Origin of the sequence: Streptoverticillium olivoreticuli subsp. olivoreticuli (genome assembly GCF_003391135.1) — a bacterium.
Taxonomy (GTDB): Bacteria; Actinomycetota; Actinomycetes; order Streptomycetales; family Streptomycetaceae; genus Streptomyces; species Streptomyces blastmyceticus.
Genome location: NZ_CP031455.1, coordinates 2,317,501 through 2,339,507, shown reverse-complemented (window position 1 = coordinate 2,339,507; position 22,007 = coordinate 2,317,501). Strand labels below are relative to the sequence as shown.

Here is a 22,007-nt window from a genome sequence, read left to right as displayed (position 1 = left end):
CACCGCCCGTCACGACAACGAGAGTCCGCCATGTACGAGCTGTCCCGGGTCCGCCTCTACTCCATCGGGCCTGCCGGTGCGCGCTACGCCGACACCGTGCTGGACCTGCGGGGGGTCGGCGCCCCGGTGCCCGACCCCGCGCCCGCGCAGGCGGAGTTCTTCGAGGACGAGCCCACCGGCCCGCCCCGCCGCCCCGCGCCCGCGGGCGTGCTCTTCCTGGAGAACGGCGGCGGCAAGTCCGTCCTCCTCAAGCTGATCTTCTCGGTCATGCTGCCCGGCCACCGCAACACCCTGGGCGGCGCCAGCTCCGGCGTGCTGCGCAAGTTCCTCCTCGCCGAGGACTGCGGGCACGTCGCCCTGGAGTGGCAGCACGTCCTCACCGGCGAGTCCGTCGTCGTCGGCAAGGTCAGCGAGTGGCGCGGCCGCCAGGTCTCCAACGACCCGCGGAAGTTCGCCGAGGCGTGGTACTCGTTCCGCCCCGGCCCCGGGCTCAGCCTCGATTCGCTGCCCGTCGCCGAGTCCACCGCCCTGCGCGCCGCCGACGGCTCCTCCGGTGCCCGCGGCCGCCGCCGCACGATGAAGGGCTTCCGCGACGCCCTCACCGAGGCCGGCAAGGCCTACCCGAACCTGGACGTGGTCTGGGAGGAGATCCACGAGCGCTGGAACGAACACCTCGGCGAGCTGGGCCTCGACCCCGAACTCTTCCGCTACCAGCGCGAGATGAACGCCGACGAGGGCGAGGCCGCCGGCCTCTTCGCCGTGAAGAACGACTCCGACTTCACCGACCTCCTCCTGCGCGCCGTCACCGACACCCGGGACACCGACGGCCTCGCCGACCTCGTGCACGGCTTCGCCCACAAGCTGGGCCGCCGGGCCGAGCTGACCGCCGAGCGCGACTTCACCGCGGGCTCCCTCGACCTGCTCTCCCGCATCGCCGACTCCGCCGTCAAGCGCGACCAGGCGCGCGGCGTGCACGCGGGCGCCGAGCGCCGCACCCGCGCCCTCGCCCGCACGCTGTCCGCGCGCGGCGCCGAGGAGCGCGGCCGCACCGCCGAACTGGCCGAGCAGGTCGCCGCCGCCGCGCACGCCGTCACCGACGCCGAGACCGAGCGCGGCCGCCGCTCCCTGGTCGCCGCCGAAATCGCCTACCGGCACGCCTCCTTGGCGCTCGCCGCGGCCGAGAAGGCCGCCGCCGCCCAGCGCCGCGAGCTCAACGACGCCCGTACGCTGCACTCCGCGTGGCAGGCCGCCGAGACCGTACTGCGCCACCGCGCCGCCTCCGACCGCTCCGCGCGCGTGGCCGCCGCCATCCGCGAGGCCGAGCGCGACGCCGCCCCCGCCCTGGCCGCCCGCGCCCAGGCCGCCACCGAGCTCGTGCGCGCCCTCAACAGCGCCGCAGAGGAGGGCGAGCGCGTCGCCAACGAGGAGGAGGAGCGCTCCGCGGCCCTCCAGGAGGCCGGCGAGGCCGCCCACCGCGACGCCACCGCCGCCGCCACCGAGGCGCAGCGCGCCCGCAGCGAGACCGGCCACCTGCGCCAGCGGCTCGCGGAGGTCGAGCAGGAGACCGCCGAGGCCGTCCGCGCCGGCTGGCTCGACGACAGCGCCCCCGACGCCGACCCCGCCCGCGCCGCGCTCGCCGCCAGCGACGCCGAGAAACCGGCCGTCGCCGCGTACGAGGCCGCCCGGGAGACCGCCCGCCGGTCCGCCGAGCAGGCCAAGGAGGCGGCCGCCGCCCTGGCCCGTACGGAGCTGTCCGCGGCCCGCGCCGCCGACGCCGCCACCGCCGCGGGATCGGCGTACGACGCCGAGCGGCGCGCCGCCGAATCGCTCGGCGCCGAGCGACGGTTGATCGAACTGCTGGGCCTGCCCGAGCCGATGGCCTCCGGCCAGGTGCCGGGCCAGCGCGGCACCGCCCCCGGACAGGAGGGCGGGAGCGCCGCGGGCACGGGCGAGCGCCCGCCCGCCCCGCGCCGCTCCGCCGAGGGCACCGGCCCCGACGGCGGGACGGCCGCGGCGTCCGCCGCCGCGTACGACGGCGCCCGCCGCCAGGCGACCGGCCCCCTCACCGCCGAGGAGGTCGACCGCAACGCCGACGCGCTGCGCGAACTGCTCGACGAGAGCGTCGCCAACTCCGAGCGGCAGATGTTCGACCTGCGGACCGCCGCCGCCGACGACGCGCGGATCCTCGGCGCGCTCGGCGACGGCGGCCTGCTGCCCCCCAGCCCCGACGTGCTGGCCACCGTGGAGTACCTGGGCGAGCACGGCATCCCCGCCCTGCCCGGCTGGCGCTACCTCGCCCAGGCCGTCGACCCGGCCGCCCACGCGGCCGTGCTCGCGGCCCGCCCCGAGCTCGTCGACGGCGTCGTCATCACCGACGCCGACTCCCACGCCCGCGCCCGCGAAGTCCTCGGCGCCGCCTCGCTGTTGCCGCGCTCCGCCGTCGCCGTCGGCACCGCCGCCGCACTGCTCGCCCCGCCGCCCGCACAGGACGCCCAGGACTCCGGCGCCTTCGGCGTCTTCCTCGTGCCGCCGAACCCCGCCATGCACGACGAGCGCGCCGCCGACGACGAGCGCCACGCGCTGCGCGCCCGCGCCACGGCCCGCGACGAGGAGATCCGCGCCATAGCGGCACGCCTCACCGGGGACCGCACGCTCGCCGCCCGGCTGACGTCGTGGCGCGCGGGCTGCCCGGCCGGCCGCCTCGCCGAGCTGGCCGCCGAGGCCGAGCGGGCCCGCACGGCCGCCGACACCGCCCAGGAGGAGCTGGCCGAGCTGCGCACGGCCCGCGCCGAGGCCGAGGAGAGTGCCGCCGAGGCGGCCCGGGTGCGCGACGAGCGCCAGGAGGTCGCCGCCCGCGCCCGGCGCGTCGCCGACGCCCTGGCCGGGCTCGCCTACCGGCTCCGCGAGCGCGCCTCCTGGCAGACCCGCCTGCGCGAACTGGCCGAGGAGGCCGCCGAGTCCGAGGAGCGCGCCGCCGCGTACGTGGACCGGGCCCGCGCCGCCGACGAGGACCGCCGCGCCGCCCAGCGCGCGGCCGACGACGCGCGCCGCACCGCCCGGGCGCTGCGCGCCGAGCGCGCGGAGATCGCGGGCGCCCCCGACGACGTCTCGGCGACCACGGAGCCGCCCACCGCCTCCCTGCCCGCCCTGCGCGAGGCCTACCGCGCCGCCTCGCAGCTCTACGAGAAGGTCGGCGTCGGCGCCGACCTGCGTGCCGAACAGGCCCGCGCCGAGAGCGACGAGAGCGCCGCCCTCGCCGAGCTCGACCGCCTCACCAACAAGGTTCGCACCCGCGCCGCCCAGCTCCTCGAGGGCACCGACGGCGCCGACGGCCCCTCCCGCCAGGCCGCGGCGGCCCGCGCCGAACAGCTCGTCCAGATGCTGGAGACCCGCGCCTCCACCGCCAGCGAGCAGCTCGGCCGCCTCCGCGGCGAGGCCGAGCGGCTGGCCCCCGCCGACGGCGACGCGCACACCGAACTCCCCGAGGAGCTGGTGCCCACCGACGCCGACCGGGCCAAGGAACTGCTGCGCACCGCCACCGCCGAACTGACCGCCCGCACCGACGCCCTGGAGAGCGCCCGCAGGGCGCACGGCGACCTGCTGCGCGCCCACCGCGCCGCCGAGGACGCCGCCTCCGGCTTCGACGACACCGCGGCCCTCCTGCGCGACCTGCTGCGCGACAACACCCCCGAGGAGGACGCCGAGGAGCCCGAGCCGTACGCGGGCTCCCTGGAGGAGGCCCGGCAGGCCGCCGGAGAGGCCCGCCGCTCCCTGCGCGGCTGCGCCGGGGAGCTCTCGGCCGCCGAGGCGGCGGTCCGCGAGGCGAGCGACATCCTCGTGCGCCACGCCAACTCCACCCGCTACGAGCAGGTGCGCACCCCCGCCCGCCAGCAGATCCGCGAGCTGCCCGCCGCCGCCCTGCCGGAGCACGCGTCCGCGTGGGCCGAGGCGTTCGCGCCCCGGCTGCGGGTGCTGACCGACGAGCTGGAGCAGCTGGAGCGCAACCGCGACAGCATCGTCGACCGGCTGCGCGGGCTCGTCGAGTCCTCGCTCACCACCCTGCGCTCCGCCCAGCGGCTCTCCCGGCTGCCCGAGGGGCTGGGGGAGTGGTCCGGCCAGGAGTTCCTGCGCATCCGCTTCGACGACCCCGACCAGTCCACGCTCACCGAACGCCTCGGCGAGGTCATCGACGAGGCGACCCGCTCCGCGGTCAGGAAGAACTCCGACCTCCGGCGCGACGGAATGTCCCTGCTGCTGCGGGGCGTCGCGGCGGCGCTGCAACCGCGCGGCGTCGCCGTCGAGATCCTCAAGCCGGACGCCGTGCTGCGCGCCGAGCGGGTGTCGGTGGGGCAGATGGGCGACGTGTTCTCCGGCGGGCAGCTGCTGACCGCGGCCATCGCGCTGTACTGCACCATGGCGGCGCTGCGCAGCAACGACCGCGGCCGCGACAAGCAGCGGCACGCGGGCACGCTGTTCCTGGACAACCCGATCGGCCGCGCCAACGCCACCTATCTGCTGGAGCTCCAGCGGGCGGTCGCCGACGCCCTCGGCGTCCAGCTGCTCTACACCACCGGCCTGTTCGACACGACGGCCCTGGCGGAGTTCCCCCTGGTCATCCGCCTGCGCAACGACGCCGACCTGCGGGCGGGCCTGAAGTACATCAGCGTGGAGGAGCACCTGCGCCCCGGCCTGCCGCAGCAGCAGGACCCGGACGAGGAGAAGGTCCACGGGCAGATCACGGCAACTCGCATGTACCGCCGCCCGGCGGAGGAGGAACCGGTGCCCGCGGGGGCGTGAGGGGGCTCGGTCACGGGGAGGGGCGCGACGGGGGAAGGAAGCGCGCCCCCTCCTCGTACCGCTCCCGCGGCAGCGCCCCGACGCGTACGCGCAACCGCCGCACCCGGTCCGACCGGCCGCCCTCGCCCACCCGGCAGTTGACGATCAGGGGAAGCGTGGGCGGCGCGCCCTGCGTATCGGACGGGCCGAACTGCTGGGCACGGAGACCACCCCGTGGCGCTGCCGCCACACCTGCCGCGTCACCCACACATCCAGCACCGCCCAGGTCGCCGCCACCACGCTCGCCAGGACGCACAGCAGCGCGGGCAGCGCGAGCCATGAACCGGCCAGCGCGAACAGCGTCGCGACCATCGCCTCCACCAGCGTCACCGCGATGACGAGGACCGCGCGCACCGCCGCCGTACGGACCGGATCCGGCATCCGCGGCCGACGCGCCGGCTCCTCGACCCACAGCGGGCGGCTCCGGTGCGACGGGATGTCGCGATTCCGGTCCATGACCGCTCACCTCCCCCAGTGGCCGCCCCCGTGGGGCCGCTGCCAAAAGACGCTCACAACAGGCACCAAACAGGAGCAAAAGGAGGGGTGTCGGGCATCGCGCCGCCCTGCCCGTCCCCCGTCCCGTCATCGGTTCCCTGGATGAAGAGCGAATGACGTTGCCCAAAGGTTCCCATGGGGGAGAGGAATCCAGCCAGACCGAAAAGTCCTGGAATCACCGGACAACAGGTGCCCACGGCCGACACGGCCGGAGTCCGGCCACCGTACTGGTCTTCGAGTCCCGTACCACGCAGTAGTAGGCTCACGCCGCATTGTTGTCGGAACACCACCCCGGGGCGCCGGGGTTGACGTTGGGGAGGCCATGCGCTTTCGCGGGAAGTCGATCCGCCGGAAGATCGTGGCGCTGCTGCTCGTGCCACTGGTGTCGCTGACCGCCCTGTGGGTCTTCGCCACCGTGATCACCGGCAGTGAGGCCGCCCAGCTGCTCACCGTCGCCGACGTCATGCGCAAGGTCGGCTACCCCGCCGAGGACCTGGTCCACGCCCTGCAGAAGGAGCGCCGCCAGACCCTCGTCTACCTCGCCGACCCCCGCCGCTCCGACGCCCTCGCCGACCTGCGCGAACGGCAGCGCACCACCGACAAGGCCGTCGCGGTCCTCCGCTCCGGCGCCGACGGCGACCTCCGCGACGGCATGAGCTCCCAGGCCGCGGCCCGCTTCGCCGCCATCGAGAAGAGCCTCGGCGACCTCGACGGCCTGCGCCACAAGGCCGAGGACGCCACCATCAGCCGCCACGGCGCGTTCCAGGCGTACAACGAACTCGTCGAGCCCTACTACGTCTTCCTCGGCACCCTCAGCGCCCTCCAGGACGCGGAGATGGACAAGCAGGGCCGTGCCCTCGTCGGCATCGCCCGCGCCCGCGAGGCGCTCTCCCGCGAGGACGCCCTGCTCGCCTCCGCGCTCACCGCCGGCACCATGAGCCGCCAGGACCTGCGAGCCTTCTCCGACCGCGTCGCCGAACGCCGGGTCCTCTACGGCGCCAGCCTCCCGGTCCTGCCCGCCGGGGACCAGAAGACCTACGAGGACTACTGGCGCGGCAGCACCGCCGAGACCCTGCGCTCCACCGAGGACGCCGTCGTCCTCGCGGGCGCGGACCGCGCCCCGCACACCGTCGACCCCCAGCGCTGGAACGCGACCGCCGGAACGGTCCTCGACGAGCTCGGCCGGATGGGCACCGAGGCCATCGACCGCTACGCGGGCCGCGTCGAGCCCGTCGCCATCGGCGTCCTCATCAAGGCCGCGGCCGCCGGCATCCTCGGCCTCGCCGCCCTCGTCTGCTCGCTCGTCATCTCCCTCAAGGTCGGCCGCGGCCTGATCCGGGACCTGCGCGACCTGCGCAAGGAGGCCCACGAGGCCTCGGGCGTACGGCTGCCCGGTGTGATGCGCCGCCTCGCCGCGGGCGAACACGTCGACGTGGAGGCCGAGGCGCCCCGCCGCGACTTCGGCACCGACGAACTCGGCCAGGTCGGCCAGGCCCTGAACACCCTCCAGCGCGCCGCCGTCGAAGCCGCCGTCAAACAGGCCGACATGCGCCGCGGCGTCTCCGAGGTCTTCGTCAACCTCGCCCGCCGCAGCCAGGTGCTCCTGCACCGCCAGCTGACCCTCCTCGACGCCATGGAGCGCCGCACGGAGGACACCGACGAACTCGCCGACCTCTTCCGCCTCGACCACCTCACCACCCGCATGCGCCGCCACGCCGAGGGCCTCGTCATCCTCTCCGGCGCCGCCCCCGCCCGGCAGTGGCGCAGACCGGTGCCCCTGATGGACGTCGTGCGGGCCGCGGTCGCCGAGGTCGAGGCGTACGAACGCATCGAGGTGCGCCGCCTGCCGCGACTGGCCGTGCACGGGCCCGCCGTCGGCGACCTCACCCACCTCCTCGCCGAACTCCTGGAGAACGCCACCGTCTTCTCCCCGCCGCACACCGGGGTCCAGGTCCTGGGCGAGCGGGTCTCCAACGGCTTCACCGTCGAGATCCACGACCGCGGGCTCGGCATGCCCCCGGACCTCATGCTCGAAGCCAATCTCCGGCTCGCAGAGACCCCCGAGTTCGAGCTGTCCGACACCGACCGCCTCGGCCTGTTCGTCGTCAGCAGGCTCGCCCGCCGCCACGGTGTGAAGGTCTCGCTCCAGCCCTCCCCGTACGGCGGCACCACCGCGGTCGTCCTCGTCCCCCTCGCGCTGCTCACCGCCGTCGGCAAGGGCGCCGCGGCACCTGACGCGGACACCGGGGGACAGGAAATACCTCAGGACCGGCCGACGACGCCCCTGTCACCGCTCTCGGCGCTCGCCGCGCCCGGCCGCGCACCGCTGCGCGGCAGCGGAGCCGAACCGGAGCTTCCGCTCTGCCCGTTCGACACCGGGACGGACGACGGGGACGCACAGCACCACCAGGCGGACGACGGGCCGCAGCCGCTGCCCCGCCGCAGACCCCCCGTCCCGGTCCACGACCACGGCCGCCCGGCCGACGACGAGGAGCGCACCCCGACCGGCGGGCTGCCCCGGCGCGTACGCCAGGCCAGCCTCGCCCCACAGCTGCGGAACGACCCCGTCCGCCGCGCGCCGGACGCCCCCACGGACGCCACCGCTGCGGAACACGAGCGCGACGCCGAGGAGGTACGGGCCCGCATGGCGGCCCTCCAGCGCGGCTGGCAGCGCGGACGGGAGGATCATGGAACCGGCACGACGAGAACCACAGCACCAGGAACCACACACGAGGGGGACGGTCCATGACCGCACCGAAGGCCGCGACACGCACCACCGGGACCCGCGGCGCACAGGCCGCCGCCGAAGAGCGGCAGCCGGGGACCACCGGCGACCTGAACTGGCTGCTCGACGACCTGGTCGAGCGCGTCGGCACCGTACGCAAGGCACTGGTGCTCTCCGGCGACGGACTGGCGACCGGTAAGTCCAAGGGGCTCTCCCGCGAGGACGGCGAGCACCTCGCCGCCGTCTCCTCCGGCTTCCACAGCCTCGCCAAGGGCGTGGGCCGCCACTTCGACGCGGGCAAGGTCCGCCAGACCATGGTCGAACTGGACGACGCGTTCCTGTTCGTCACCGCGGCGGGCGACGGCAGCTGCCTCGCCGTGCTCGCCGACGCCGACTCCGACATCGGCCTGGTCGCCTACGAGATGACGCTGCTCGTCAAGCGCGTGGGCGCGCACCTGGCCACCGCTCCGCGGACCGGCGTGGCCGCCGACGGGTGAAGGCCGGCATGACCGGAGACGACGGCCACCGCACCGCGGATCGGGACGGGGCGGCGCGGTGGTACGACGACGCCGCGGGCCCGGTGGTGCGCCCGTACGCCATGACCCGCGGCCGGACCCGCAGCGCCGACGGCAGCGAGCTCGACCTGATCGCGGTGGTCATCGCCGACGAGGCCCTGGCCGGGCCGTCCGGCGCGCACGTCCTCGCGGACCGGACGCTCTCGCCCGAGCACCTCGACATCGTCGAAGTCTCGCGCACGCGGCCGCAGTCCGTCGCGGAGCTGGCCGCGGGGCTCGACCTGCCGGTCGGCGTGGTGCGGGTGCTCGTCGGCGACCTGGTCGACGCGGGATTCGTCCGGGTGACCCGCCCGGTGCCACCGGCGGAGCTCCCCGACGAGACCGTGCTCCGGGACGTCATCGACGCCCTCCGGGCGCTCTAGCCCCCGGCCTCCCCCGCTGCGTCCCCCGGGCGAGAGGGACGACAGGGGAAACACTTGTCGTGACCACGTCCCGTACGAAACGATCACCCCGAAGGAGGCCGCCCCCATGACGCCCACCCGCACCGACCCCGTCCCGCTCGCCCTCAAACTGCTCGTGGCCGGCGGCTTCGGCGTGGGCAAGACCACCCTGGTCGGCGCGGTCAGCGAGATCAGGCCCCTCCGCACGGAGGAGACGCTCACGGAAGCCGGGCGCCCCGTCGACGACCTCGCGGGAGTGGAGGCCAAGCGCACCACCACCGTCGCCATGGACTTCGGCCGGATCACCCTCCGCGACGACCTGGTCCTCTACCTCTTCGGCACGCCCGGCCAGGACCGCTTCTGGTTCCTGTGGGACGAGCTCGCCCAGGGAGCCCTGGGCGCCGTCGTCCTCGCCGACACCCGCCGCCTCGCCGACTGCTTCGCCGCCGTCGACTACTTCGAACGGCGCGGCATCGCCTTCACGCTCGCCGTCAACTGCTTCGACGGCGCCGACCGCTACCCCGAGAGCGACGTCCGCGACGCACTCGACCTCGACCCCGGCGTGCCGGTCGTCATGTGCGACGCCCGCGAGCGCGAGTCCGTGAAGCACGTCCTGGTCTCCGTCGTCGAACACGCCATCGCCACCGGCGTCGTAGGACACCGCGACACCCCGCAGACCCTCGCCTAGGAGGAGCCCTCCTCCAGCCACCCGAAGCTGCGCTCCACGGCCCTGAGCCAGCGCCCGTACTCGCGCTCCCGCTCCTCCGCGCCCATCCGGGGCGCCCACTCGGCGTCCTGCCGCCAGTGCGTCCTCAGCTCGTCGAGCCCACCCCACACGCCGGTGGCCAGACCGGCGGCGTACGCGGCACCCAGGCACGTCGTCTCGGAGACCACCGGCCGGATCACCGGCACCCCCAGCACATCGGCCTGGTGCTGCATCAGCAGGCCGTTGGCCGTCATCCCGCCGTCCACCTTGAGCGAGGTGATCCGCACCCCGGAGTCCTGGAACATCGCGTCCACGACCTCACGGGTCTGCCAGCTCGTCGCCTCCAGCACCGCCCGCGCCAGGTGCGCCTTGGTGACGTAGCGGGTCAGCCCGGCGATGACGCCACGGGCGTCGGAGCGCCAGTACGGGGCGTACAGCCCGGAGAAGGCCGGCACGACATACGCGCCGCCGTTGTCACGGACGCTCGCCGCCAGCGGCTCGATCTCGTCGGCGGAGCGGATCAGGCCCAGCTGATCGCGGAACCACTGCACCAGCGCACCGGTGACCGCGATCGACCCCTCCAGGCAGTACACGGGAGCTTCCCCGCCCAACCGGTAACCGACCGTCGTCAGCAGTCCGTTCTTGGACGGCACGGGCCGGTCACCCGTGTTGAGCAGCAGGAAACTCCCCGTGCCGTACGTGTTCTTGGCCTCGCCCACCCCGTAGCAGGTCTGCCCGAACACCGCCGCCTGCTGATCACCCAGCGCCGCCGCGACCGGCACCCCGGCCAGTGGACCCACCGCCGTCCCGTACACCTCGGCGGAGGACCGGATCTCCGGCAGCACCGCCTCCGGTATGCCCATCTCGGCCAGGATCGACGGATCCCACTGGAGGGTGCCGAGGTTCATCAGCAGCGTGCGCCCCGCGTTGGTCACGTCGGTGACGTGCACCCCGCCGTCCGTGCCGCCCGTCAGATTCCAGATCAGCCAGGAGTCGACGGTCCCGAACGCGATCTCACCGTTCTCCGCCCGCCGCCGCAGCCCCGGCACGTGCTCCAGCAGCCACGCCACCTTGGGCCCGGAGAAATAGCTGGCGAGCGGCAGCCCGGTCGCCTCCCGGAACCGGTCCTGCCCGTCCGCGCCGCCCAGGTCGCGACAGAGCGCGGCCGTCCGCGTGTCCTGCCAGACGACGGCGTTGTGCACCGGTTTGCCCGTGGAGCGGTCCCAAAGGACCGTCGTCTCCCGCTGGTTGGTGATGCCCAGCGCGCTCAGCTCGTCCGCCCGCAGCCCCGCCGCGGCGAGCGCGCCCGCGACCACGGCGCGCACCTTCGCCCAGATCTCGGCGGCGTCGTGCTCCACCCAGCCAGGGCGGGGAAAGATCTGCCGGTGCTCACGCCGGTCCACGGCCACGACCGTGCCGTCCCGGTCGAAGACGATGCAGCGGCTGGAGGTGGTGCCCTGGTCGATCGCGGCGACGTACGAGCCCGTCATGGCGTCTCCTCGGAGGACTGCGCTGGCCCACACTGCTCGAACGGGCAGTGTTCACCTGCCGTACGGGAGCGTCAAGCGCCGTCGTCACCGGACGGGGAAGTCGAAGTAGGTGTCGGGAAACGGCTCCCCACGGAGTGTGTAGTGCCACCACTCCTCCGCCAGGTTGACGAAACCGGACCGCTCCATCGTGGACTTCAGCAACAGCCGGTGATCCCGCTGCGCACCCCGGATCCTCGGGTCCAGCGTGTGCGCGAGGGTGTCGAAACAGTCGAAGCCGGTGCCCATGTCGACGGAGTTGTCGGGGAACCTCCACTCCCGCGGCGCGAAACAGGGAACCAGGCGCTCCCCGGGGCGGTACGGGCGCGTCGGCCGGGCCGGGAGCCGCACCAGCGTCAGATCCATGGTGCTGCCCCTGCTGTGCCCGGACTTCGCGGCGATGTAACCGTCGTCGAAAAGCCGCGACTTGTCGACGCGGGGGTAGAACTCCGCCTTCATCCGCTCGTCCGCGAGATCCTTCGCCCACGTCACGAAGTCGTCGACCGCCCGCTGCGGCCGGTAGCAGTCGTACACCTTGAGGCTGTAACCCCGCGGCAGCAGGGCACGCTGCGCCCTGTGCAGCGCCTCGGCGGCCGGGCGGGTGAGGAGGCACACGGGGCGGCGGTAGCCGTCGACACGGTGGCCCGTGAAGTTGTGCGCGGTGACGTACCGCATCTCCTGGAGGATCGACGGATCGACGTCCGAGAGCGCCACGAACCCGGCGGGCGGTCTCGGCTCCGGTGCCCGGGCGTGCGCGACGGGAACGCAGGACAGGGCGATGAGGGCGGCGACAGGAAGGGCGAGGGCGCGCAGCGCCGAGGAGAGTCGCGACATGCTGTCCCGGATAGCAGAGGACGGGTGCGTACGGAAGAGCGACGGGCAACCTGTCGGGCGTTCGAGGACCGGGGTCCGGGGCGGGGCCCCGGTTCGGGAAGGGGCGGGCAGAGGGAAAACCAGCCGCCCTAATCGCCCGCACCCGGCTTCGTACCCGCGCTCGTCCCCGCCCCGCGCAAGCGCACCGGATACCCCACTTCCTCCGCCCCCTCCCGCTCCACCACGACCGCACCGTCCCGCAGCCGCGTGGTGAAGCGCACGACCGACGGCGGCGCCCACCCCTCGCCCGTGTCCGGCACGAGCACCCCACCGCCCGTACGCCCGGCGGCCGGCGGCCACACCTCCAGCTCCACCTGACCGTCCGCCCCGGCCACCGGCACGACCGAACCCGCCCGCGCCAGCACCGGGATGCGCGACAGGGGAGCGTCCAACAGCACCTGCCCCGGCCCTTCGTGGGCCTGTCCCGTCGCCGTGTCGTACCACCGCCCGCGCGGCAGCCGCACCGCCCGCCGGTCCGTGCCCTGCTCCAGCACCGGCGCCACGAGCAGGGAATCGCCCAGCAGGAACGCGTCCTCGCAGTCGCGCAGCGCGCGGTCCTCCGGTGAACGCCACCACACCGGCCGCACATACGGCGCGCCCGTGCGCTGGGCCAGGTGCGCGAGCGTCACGAAGTACGGGAGCAGCCTCGTCCGCTCCCGCAGCGCCGCCCCCGTGTGCTCCAGCACCTCGGCCCCGAACTCCCACGGCTCCCGGCGGCCCGCGTCGTGCGCGGCGTGCGTACGGAACAACGGCAGGTACGCGCCGAGCTGGAACCAGCGCAGGAACAGCTCCGGCGACGGGTGGCCCGTGAAACCGCCGACGTCCGGTCCCGAATAGGGCACCCCGCACAGCCCCAGGCCCAGGACCAGCGCCAGTGACGCCCGCAGCCCCGGCCACCCCGTCGCCACATCACCGGACCAGGTGCCGCCGTAGCGCTGCATGCCCGCCCAGCCCGACCGGGAGAACAGGAACGGCCGCTCCTCCGGCCGCAGTTCGCGCAGCCCCTCGTAACCGGCGCGCGCCATGGCCAGCCCGTACACATTGTGCGCCGCCCGGTGGTCACCGCCGCGGCCCTCCAGCGAGTGCCGGGCGGAGCGCGGCAGCGAGGGGTCGCCGAACGCCGCGAACGACACCGGTTCGTTCATGTCGTGCCACACCCCGGAGAAGCCCTGCGCCAGCCGCTCCGCGTACAGCCCGCCCCACCACTTGCGCACCCCCGGATCGGTGAAGTCGGGAAAGACGCACTCGCCGGGCCACACCTCGCCGCGCACCTCCCGCCCGCGCGCGTCCCGCACGAACGCGCCGGCCGCCACGCCGCTGTCGTACTCCGCGACCCCCGGCCGGGCCTTCACGGCCGGATCCACGATGGACACCAGCCGCACCCCCTGTCCCCGCAACTCGGCCGCCAGCCCCGGCAGATCGGGGAACCGCTCACGGTCCACCGTGAAGACGCGATGCCCCTGGTAGTGGTCGATGTCCAGATGCACAGCCGACAGCGGCAGCCCGCGCTCCCGGTACCCCGTCACCACCCGGCGCACCTCCCGCTCGCTGCCGAACCCCCAGCGCGCGTGCTGCGGGCCGAGCGCCCAGGCGGGCGGCAGCGCCGGGGTACCGGTCAAGGTGGCCCAGGTGTGCAGCACGCGCGCGGGAGTGCCCACCATCACCCAGGAGCGCAGCGGGCCGCCGTCCATCCGCACCTCGCAGCTGCCCGGCCGGTCGTGCCCCGACCCCGCGCCCTCCTCGCCCTCGCGCAACGTCACCCGGCCGTCCCAGGTGTTGTCGTGAAAGGCCAGGTGCGTGCCCGCGTCCGCCACCACCAGCTGCACGGGCATCGTGATGTACAGCGGATCGTCACCCGGCTCGAAGGCGCCGCCCGGGTCGGTGTTCCACAGCCGGTACGCACCGTCCCGCAGCCGCGGCCCCACCGCCCTGCCGCCCAGGCCGAAGAACCGCGCGTCCGCCGCCACTTCCGACCGCTGCGTCCACCGCGCCTCCACCGCCTCCCGGGCGGCCGGATCCACCGGCTCCCACCATCGCGGCGGCAGGTCACGCCGCAGCACCACCCCGCCCGGCGTCCGCACCTCGACCGTGCCGTGGCGGCCCACCACCACCAGCACCCTTTCGGACACCACGCGCCAGCCGCCGTCCGTGTCGGGCTCCAGCACCGCGCGCTCGTCCGCCTCCGGCACCGGCCCCGCCAGGGCGTACGACGGCTCCGGCTCCGCGCCGTCCCAGCCGCAGAACACCGCGCCGCCCGCCGCCACCCGCACCCGCAGCGACGACCGGGCGAACCGCACCACCCCGCCGCCCGGCAGCGGCTCGGCCCCCCGCACCGCCCCCGGCACCCGCGCCCGCTCCGCGCCCCGCCGCGGCAGCCCCGCCGCGTCCGCCCGCCGCCTGCGCCACGCCCACCGCACGGACCGCAGGCCCCGTGCCGTCCCGACCGCATTCGCTAACCGCCGCAGATCACGTGCATCCATGCTGCTCAGCCTGCCATCGACACCATCGGGCCGGTGCTGCGTTCAACAGCCGTTCACCCCCTGGGGATCCACCGGACCCCGGCGGGCCCGCCCGCGGGTTATCCACAGGGCTGGTGCCCGAGTCGATCACATGGCATCGTCCTGCTCAGCCGCGTCACGCACAGCACCCCGACGGCGTGCGCGGCGACGCCCACGAAGCGCACAGCCGGGAGCAGCCAGATGACCACCGCACCGCAGCCCGCCGACCGACCGGAGCCCCTCTGGAGCCCCGGTGAGGACCGCGTCGCCCGCGCACAGGTCACCCGCTTCCACGCCTGGGCGGCCGAGCACCACGGCGCGCCCGCCCCCGTCCCCGGCGCCCCCGCCGCGAGCTACGCCGCCCTGCACCGCTGGTCCGTGGCGGAGCTCGAGCGCTTCTGGCAGGCGGTCACCGAGTGGTGCGACGTGCGCTTCTCCAGTCCGTACGAGAGGGTGCTCGCCGACCCCGCCATGCCCGGCGCCGTATGGTTCCCCGGCGCGACGCTCAACTACGCCGAGCACGCCCTGCGCACCGCCGAGGACCCCGCCCGCGCCCACGAGCCCGCCCTGCTGCACGTCGACGAGACCCATGAGCCACGCCCCGTGACCTGGGCCGGGCTGCGGGCCCAGGTGGGTTCCCTGGCAGCCGAGCTCCGCCGGCTCGGAGTGCGCCCCGGCGACCGCGTCAGCGCCTATGTCCCCAACATCCCGCAGGCGGTCGTCGCCCTGCTCGCCACCGCCGCCGTCGGCGGTGTCTGGACCTCCTGCGCCCCCGACTTCGGGGCCCGCAGCGTCCTCGACCGCTTCCAGCAGGTCGAACCCGTCGTGCTGTTCACCGTCGACGGCTATCACTACGGCGGCAAGCGCCACGACCGGACCGACGCGGTCACCGAGCTGCGCGCGGGGCTGCCCACGCTGCGCGCCGTGGTGCACATCCCGCTGCTGGGCACCCCGGCCCCCGACGGGGCGCTGGAGTGGGAGGCGCTCACCTCCGCCACCGTGGAGCCCGTCTTCGAGCAGGTCCCCTTCGACCACCCGCTGTGGGTGCTCTATTCGTCGGGCACCACCGGCCTGCCCAAGGCCATCGTGCAGTCCCAGGGCGGCATCCTCGTCGAGCACGTCAAGCAGCTCGCCCTGCACTGCGACCTGGGCCCCGGCGACCGCTTCTTCTGGTACACCTCCACCGGCTGGATGATGTGGAACTTCCTCGTCTCCGGCCTCCTGGTGGGCTCCACCGTCGTGCTCTACGACGGCAGCCCCGGGTATCCCGACACCGCGGCCCAGTGGCGGGTCGCCGAGCGCACCGGGGCCACGCTCTTCGGCACCTCCGCCGCCTATGTGATGGCCTGCCGCAAGGCCGATGTCCACCCCGGCCGCGACTTCGACCTCTCCCGCGTCAAGTGCGTGGCCACCACGGGCTCACCGCTGCCCCCCGACGGCTTCCGCTGGCTCCACGACGAGGTGGCGGCCGACATGTGGATCGCCTCCGTCAGCGGCGGCACGGATGTGTGCAGCTGCTTCGCTGGCGCCGTCCCCACCCTCCCGGTGCACATCGGCGAGCTCCAGGCCGCCTGCCTGGGCACGGACCTCCAGGCGTGGGACGCGCACGGCGAGCCCGTCGTCGACGAGGTCGGCGAGCTGATCGTCGCGGCCCCCATGCCGTCCATGCCGATCCGGTTCTGGAACGACCCGGACGGCACCCGCTACCGCGACAGCTACTTCGAGATGTTCCCCGGCGTCTGGCGGCACGGCGACTGGATCACCCTCACCTCGCGGGGCAGCGTCGTCATCCACGGCCGCTCCGACTCCACCCTCAACCGCCAGGGCGTCCGGATGGGCTCCTCGGACATCTACGAGGCCGTCGAGCGGCTCCCCGAGATCCGGGAGTCCCTCGTCATCGGCGTCGAACAGCCCGACGGCGGCTATTGGATGCCGCTCTTCGTCCACCTCGCACCCGGCGCCACGCTGGACGAGGAACTCCTCGCCCGTATCAAGCACACCATCCGAGAGCAGCTCTCACCGCGGCACGTCCCCGATGAGGTCATCGAGGTCACGGGCATCCCGCACACGCTGACCGGCAAGCGGATAGAGGTCCCCGTGAAGCGCCTTCTCCAGGGCACGCCCCTGGAGAAGGCGGTCAACCCGGGCTCCGTCGACAACGTCGACCTGCTGCACTTCTACGAGAAGCTGGGCCGCGAGCGGGCGTGAAGCGAGCGGGTGGGGGAGACCCCCACCCGCCCCTCACCGTCACCCTCCGTATGTCGCCTGCCGTTCCCCCAGCGCCTCCGAGAAGTCCGCCGCGAGCCGCTCCGCCTCGGAGGGCAACAGCTCCGCCACCGTGATCCGTACGCCCGCTGCCGACGCCAACCGGAAGCGCGCCCCCGCGGCCACCCACCACCCCGACGACCGCAGCCCGTTCACCACCGCCGCTTCGTCCCGCACCGGCACCCAGACGTTCGGTCCGCTCGCCCCGTGCGCCGCGATGCCGTCGCACTTCTCGCATTGCATCTTGCTCACGTTGGGCGGTTGTGTGGATCGCTTTCGTACACGGCAAGTGGGCGTAAAACGAACACGTTACGACAGTAATTCGTCGCCAAGCGTGCAGAAATAAGGAAACGGTGCCTGCTGTGCGGTTTTGGCTATGCGACCACAAGGTCAGCACTATATTACGCGGCGTGAAGGCGGACATGGGGCGCAGGTTTCGGCTATACCCCACCCGGGCTCAGGAGCGGAGTCTGACTGGGTGGGGCCATGCCACACGCGCTTTGTGGAATGTGGCTCTCGCTCAGCGGGTGCACGTATATGAGCAGCGGGGTCGGACGCTTCGGGCTGTTGAGCAGTGCAAGTACCTGACGGCCGCACGTGCGGATCCCGACCTGGCGTGGCTGGCTGAGCTGCCCGCGCAGGCTGGTCAGCAGGTGCTGCGGCACCTGGACCGGGCATATGACAACTTCTTCAATCCCCAGCATCCGGCAGTCTTTCCGACGTTCAAGAAGCGTGGGCACCGCTTAGCAGTGCCTTTGCCGGGACAAGCGGTTGAGGTGCGCAAATTGAACCGACACTGGGCGGAGGTAAGGCTACCCAAGATCGGCTGGGTGCGTTTCCGACTCTCGCGCGCTTTGGGTGGCGCCATCCGCAACGTCACAGTATCCAGAGACGGAGTTGGTTGGCACATCTCCTTCGGTGTTGCAACTGGCATCAAGCCTGCCACCCCCAACGGCAAACCGGGCTGTGGAGTCGACTTCGGCGTCGCCTCATCCGCCTATGTGTCCACTGAGAACACGCCGCGGATCAAGCCGGCGGGGCTTGCCGGGCGCGAGCGGGACCGGCTGCTGTGCCTTCGGCAGCGGATGGGGCGTCAGATCACCTACGCCAAGAAGTTCAGCGGAGGAAGGTACAGCAACCGGCTGCGCCGCACGATCACAGCCCTTGCGAAACTAAAGGCCCGGGAGGCCAATCGCCGGGCGGACTTCACGCACAAGCTCACCACCGATCTCGCCAAAAACCACGGTTTCGTCGGTATTGAGGATCTGCGCGTGACCAACATGACCGCCAGCGCGAAAGGATCCTGGGAACAGCAGGGCCGGAACGTTCGGCAGAAGACCGGGCTCAACCGGTCCGTTCTCGACAACTGCCCCGGTGAACGTCGCCGTCAGCTGGAGTACAAGTGCTGGTTGTACGGTTCCGAGCTCCGGCCAGTGCCACCGTTCCACACCTCGCAGACGTGCGGGAACCCGGCATGTGGAAGAGTTGACCCCGCGTCCCGCCAGGGGGGCGGCAGATCGTTCGCATGTGTGCACTGTGGCCACGAGGACGATGCCGATCACAATGCCTCGGTGGAGATCGAGGCCCGAGCCCGCCGGACGGGTGGCTCGGTCACCAACAGCACGCGCAGGCGCCACACGGTGCCGAGTCCCGCCCCTTGGCGGAGGCGGATGCGTGAAGCCCAACCGGTCACTCACGGGTAGCCGAAGGGAATCTCCCGGCGGCAGCCGGGAGAGCATCGTCAACAGGCCATCAACCGCACCGTCTCCAACGTCGGCTGGGCCGTCGGCGGCCTCGCGGCGGCGGGCGCGCTCACCGCGGGAACCACCACCGTGTACCGCTGGCTGCTCGTCGGCGACGCCCTCTCCTTCGTCCTCGCCGCCCTCCTCACCCTCCGGTGCGCCGAACCACCGTCGCACTCCTCCCTCGCCACGGAAACCGGAACCGGGACCGGGACCGAAGCCACGCACGACGCCGCACCGGCACCCGCGGGCACCACCAACCCCTGGCGCGACCGCCGTTACCTCGCCTACACCGCCAGCGAGGCCGTCCTCTTCCTCGACGACTCCGTCTTCAAGATCGGCCTCCCGCTGTGGACCGTGACCGCCACCAGCGCGCCGCACCAGGCCGTACCGCTCCTCCTCGTCCTCAACAACGTGCTCGTGGTCTGCTTCCAGGTGCCCTTCGCCCGCTTCGGCTCCACCCCACGCGCCGCACGCGCCACCCTCCTCCCGCTGGCCGCCGTCTTCCTCGCCGGCGGCGCCGCCCTCGCCGCCTCGACCACCGGCACACCCTGGCTCGCCACCGTCGCCCTGACCCTGGCCGCGACCGCCTTCACCGTCGCCGAGATGCTGCACGCCACCGTCTCCTGGGAACTGTCCGTGGCCCTCGCCCCGCCCACCGCCCAAGGCGCCTACCTCGGCGTCCACGGACTCGCCCAAGCCGTCCAGCGCAGCGTCGGCCCGCTGGCCGTGACCGGCGCGATCGCCGCGGGCCCGGCCGGCTGGCTCGGCCTCGGCGCCGCCCTCGCCGCGGTCTGCTGCACCCAGCGCCACCTGGTGCGCGAGCGCGACGCCCGGGCGTTGTCAGTGGCACCGGTTACTGTGAGTGAGCACTGATCGTCCGCGCTGAGGGGGAAACCATGGCGTACACCAGGAACGGCGGCAACCGAGGACCTGCGACACGGCGCGCACTGCGCCGCGAAGTGCCCAGCACGGTGGCCGTGCTGGCAGACGAGGAGGATTTCGCCGCCATGAGGCGATACGGCTCCTTCATGTTCGACGACCACGCGACATATCTGCGGCAGATGGAGGGGCTGCTGCGGTCACTCGCGTCCCAGGGCACACACACCAGCGTGGCCCTCTTCGACCCCGTCGGTTACGAGGAGTTCTGCGCGGACTCCCACCTCGACCCCGACACCCCGGCCAGCCGCACCCGCTACACGGCCGAAGTCGCGGCGACGGGCACCAGAGTCACCTACGAGGGCCAGCCGATCCGCAGACTCCTGCCCCAGCTCGTCAACGAGGCGGAACAGCAGGCGACATGGGAGTACGCCTCGTCACTGCTCACCCGCGGCGGCGACTGCGCGTCCTGCGGGGAGGACATCGGCCGCGCCTCCTTCGCCCGGGCCACCCAGGCCCTGCGGCAGCTCATCGAGGCGGTCGGGCCCGGCACGCACCACCTCGTGTGCAGCGTCCCCGCCGAAGGCGCCACCCCGCTCGTCGCCGTTCTCCACGCCGAGCACGGCGACGGCGGCGAGCTGCACCTCGGGGAGGCCGCAGCCCTCGTGTTCTGCACGGTCCTGGCGGCGGGCATCGCCACGGACCGGCCGGGCGGAGTCGTCCTGCGCACCGCCGCGCCCGGCCGCCGCGACACGGTCCGGGGCTGGAGCCTGCGCGACGGCTGGCTACGGCCCCTGAGCGAAGCGGAAGTCTTCGCCGCCTACTGCACCGACGCCCGGACCGGCGAACCCGTGCCGCCCGAGCCCGGCGTCGACTACCGCGCGGGACTGCACCTGCCCGAGCCCACGGAAGGAGACGGGCACACCACGGCCTGAAACGCGAAAGGTGCCCCGCCGACCGGCGGGGCACCCCTCACACATCAACGACGCGTCACCACGTCACCGGCTCACTCGCCGGACAGCACCGCCTGCGCGGCCACGCGGGCCTCCTCGGCGGTGTCCGTGGCACGGGCGGCGGCAGCGGCGCGCTCGCACTGCGCGAGCGTGTGCTTGGCCAGGGTCGCGCGCACATACGGGATGGACGCGGCGCCCATGGACAGGCTGGTCACGCCCAGACCCGTCAGCACACAGGCCAGCAGCGGGTCGGCCGCGGCCTCACCGCAGACACCACAGCTCTTGCCCTCGGCCTTGGCGGCCTCGGCGGAAGCCGCCACCAGGTCGAGCAGCGCCGGCTGCCACGGGTCCTGGAGCCGCGACACCGCACCGACCTGGCGGTCGGCGGCGAAGGTGTACTGCGCCAGGTCGTTGGTCCCCAGCGACAGGAACTCGACCTCCTGCAGGATCGAGCGGGCCCGCAGCGCGGCGGAGGGAATCTCCACCATCGCGCCGAACTTGGCCCGCAGCCCGGCCTCGCGGCACGCGTCGGCGAACGCCTTCGCGTCCGTGCGGTCCGCCACCATCGGGGCCATGACCTCGAGGTAGACGGGCAGCCCCTCGGCGGCCTTGGCCAGCGCGGTGAGCTGCGTGCGCAGCACCTCGGGGTGGTCCAGCAGGGTCCGCAGACCCCGCACACCCAGCGCCGGGTTCGGCTCGTCGGCCGGCGTCAGGAAGTCGAGCGGCTTGTCCGCGCCCGCGTCCAGCACCCGCACGACCACGCGGCCCTCGGGGAAGGCCTCCAGGACCTTGCGGTACGCCTCGATCTGCTTGGCCTCGGACGGCGCCTTCTCGCTGTCGTCCAGGAAGAGGAACTCGGTGCGGAACAGGCCGACGCCCTCCGCACCCGCCTCGACCGCGGCCGGCACGTCGGCCGGGCCGCCGACATTCGCCAGCAGCGGGACCTTGTGCCCGTCGGACGTCGCGCCCGGACCGGACGAAGCGGCCAGGACGGCCTTGCGCGCCTCGGCGGCCTTCGTCAGCTCCGCGCGCTTCTCGTCGCTCGGCTCGACGAAGATGTCACCCGTGCTGCCGTCCACGGCCACGACCGTGCCCTCGGCCAGCTCACCGGCGCCCGGCAGGGCGACGACCGCGGGCACACCGAGCGCCCGGGCCAGGATGGCGCTGTGGCTCGTCGGCCCGCCCTCCTCGGTCACGAAGCCGAGCACCAGGGTCGGGTCGAGCAGCGCGGTGTCGGCGGGTGCGAGGTCCCGCGCGATCAGTACGTAGGGCTCGTCGCTGTCCGGCACACCCGGCATCGGCACGCCCAGCAGGCGCGCGACGATACGGTTCCGCACGTCGTCGAGGTCGGCCACCCGGCCGGCCAGGTACTCACCCGCGTTGGCGAGCAGCGCGCGGTAGGCGGCGAAGGCGTCGTACACGGCGCGCTCGGCGGTGCTGCCGACGGTGATGCGCCGTTCGACATCCGCCATGAGCTCTGGGTCCTGCGCCATCATGGCCTGGGCCTCGAGCACGTGCTGGGCCTCGCCACCGGCCAGGTTGCCGCGCGCGATG

Annotated in this window: 13 protein-coding genes and 2 pseudogenes (1 of these 15 running past the window's edge); 8 read left to right on the top strand and 7 right to left on the bottom strand. The window is 73.7% G+C overall.

Annotation, left to right across the window (positions count from 1 at the left end; translation table 11 throughout):
- Positions 1-30: 30 nt before the first annotated feature.
- Entirely contained in the window at positions 31-4,797 is a 4,767-nt protein-coding gene (locus DXZ73_RS09565; RefSeq protein WP_116210582.1) for a hypothetical protein, read from the top strand.
- A 159-nt stretch (positions 4,798-4,956) separates the two neighbouring features.
- On the opposite strand, the pseudogene DXZ73_RS09560 reads toward DXZ73_RS09565, so the two are convergent.
- Positions 4,957-5,256: pseudogene (locus DXZ73_RS09560) on the bottom strand (hypothetical protein); the annotation flags it as partial.
- A 397-nt stretch (positions 5,257-5,653) separates the two neighbouring features.
- Here DXZ73_RS09560 and DXZ73_RS09555 point away from each other — a divergent pair.
- The 4 genes from DXZ73_RS09555 (at position 5,654) to DXZ73_RS09540 (ending at position 9,699) form a co-directional block, all read left to right on the top strand.
- Positions 5,654-8,080, top strand: coding sequence for a sensor histidine kinase (locus DXZ73_RS09555; RefSeq protein ID WP_116210580.1), 2,427 nt, complete (start codon positions 5,654-5,656; stop codon positions 8,078-8,080).
- Entirely contained in the window at positions 8,077-8,553 is a 477-nt protein-coding gene (locus DXZ73_RS09550) for a roadblock/LC7 domain-containing protein (RefSeq protein WP_116210579.1), read from the top strand. The genes DXZ73_RS09555 and DXZ73_RS09550 overlap by 4 nt, the downstream gene beginning before the upstream one ends.
- An 8-nt stretch (positions 8,554-8,561) precedes the next feature.
- Complete coding sequence (locus DXZ73_RS09545) at positions 8,562-8,993, top strand: DUF742 domain-containing protein (protein ID WP_116215513.1); 432 nt, start codon at positions 8,562-8,564, stop codon at positions 8,991-8,993.
- 106 nt (positions 8,994-9,099) lie between these two features.
- Positions 9,100-9,699 carry a GTP-binding protein gene (locus DXZ73_RS09540; protein ID WP_116210578.1) on the top strand — a complete coding sequence of 200 codons (600 nt, stop codon included), beginning with the start codon at positions 9,100-9,102 and terminating at the stop codon, positions 9,697-9,699.
- Here DXZ73_RS09540 and glpK read toward each other — a convergent pair.
- From glpK to DXZ73_RS09525, 3 genes are all read right to left on the bottom strand, one after another.
- The gene (gene glpK / locus DXZ73_RS09535; RefSeq protein WP_116210577.1) at positions 9,696-11,207 is read right to left on the bottom strand and encodes a glycerol kinase GlpK; all 1,512 of its coding nucleotides are present in this window, start codon (positions 11,205-11,207) and stop codon (positions 9,696-9,698) included. The genes DXZ73_RS09540 and glpK overlap by 4 nt on opposite strands.
- Before the next feature lie 84 nt (positions 11,208-11,291).
- Positions 11,292-12,077 (bottom strand): M15 family metallopeptidase, encoded by a 786-nt coding sequence (locus DXZ73_RS09530; protein ID WP_116210576.1) that lies wholly within the window; start codon positions 12,075-12,077, stop codon positions 11,292-11,294.
- Between the two features lie 128 nt (positions 12,078-12,205).
- Entirely contained in the window at positions 12,206-14,596 is a 2,391-nt protein-coding gene (locus DXZ73_RS09525; RefSeq protein WP_116210575.1) for a glycoside hydrolase family 31 protein, read from the bottom strand.
- Between the two features lie 219 nt (positions 14,597-14,815).
- Between DXZ73_RS09525 and DXZ73_RS09520 the strand changes: the two genes are divergently transcribed.
- Positions 14,816-16,822: an acetoacetate--CoA ligase gene (locus tag DXZ73_RS09520; protein WP_116210574.1), complete on the top strand. Its 2,007-nt coding sequence runs from the start codon at positions 14,816-14,818 to the stop codon at positions 16,820-16,822.
- Positions 16,823-16,861: 39 nt separating this feature from the next.
- Here the strand turns inward: DXZ73_RS09520 and DXZ73_RS09515 are convergent, their stop codons facing one another.
- The gene (locus DXZ73_RS09515; RefSeq protein WP_338059115.1) at positions 16,862-17,131 is read right to left on the bottom strand and encodes a hypothetical protein; all 270 of its coding nucleotides are present in this window, start codon (positions 17,129-17,131) and stop codon (positions 16,862-16,864) included.
- A 170-nt stretch (positions 17,132-17,301) separates the two neighbouring features.
- On the opposite strand from DXZ73_RS09515, the gene DXZ73_RS09510 reads away from it, so the two are divergent.
- Positions 17,302-18,582 (top strand): RNA-guided endonuclease InsQ/TnpB family protein, encoded by a 1,281-nt coding sequence (locus DXZ73_RS09510; RefSeq protein ID WP_240351712.1) that lies wholly within the window; start codon positions 17,302-17,304, stop codon positions 18,580-18,582.
- 420 nt (positions 18,583-19,002) lie between these two features.
- On the opposite strand, the pseudogene DXZ73_RS40560 reads toward DXZ73_RS09510, so the two are convergent.
- Positions 19,003-19,125, bottom strand: a pseudogene (locus DXZ73_RS40560) (TetR/AcrR family transcriptional regulator); the annotation flags it as partial.
- A 395-nt stretch (positions 19,126-19,520) separates the two neighbouring features.
- Here DXZ73_RS40560 and DXZ73_RS09500 point away from each other — a divergent pair.
- Positions 19,521-20,435 carry a hypothetical protein gene (locus DXZ73_RS09500; RefSeq protein WP_205519141.1) on the top strand — a complete coding sequence of 305 codons (915 nt, stop codon included), beginning with the start codon at positions 19,521-19,523 and terminating at the stop codon, positions 20,433-20,435.
- Between the two features lie 71 nt (positions 20,436-20,506).
- On the opposite strand, the gene ptsP is transcribed toward DXZ73_RS09500, so the two are convergent.
- On the bottom strand, positions 20,507-22,007 hold the 3' portion of the coding sequence (gene ptsP / locus DXZ73_RS09495; RefSeq protein ID WP_116210571.1) for a phosphoenolpyruvate--protein phosphotransferase. 170 nt of this gene lie beyond the right edge of the window; the window shows 1,501 of its 1,671 coding nt (coding positions 171-1,671); its start codon lies off the right edge, out of view; the stop codon is at positions 20,507-20,509.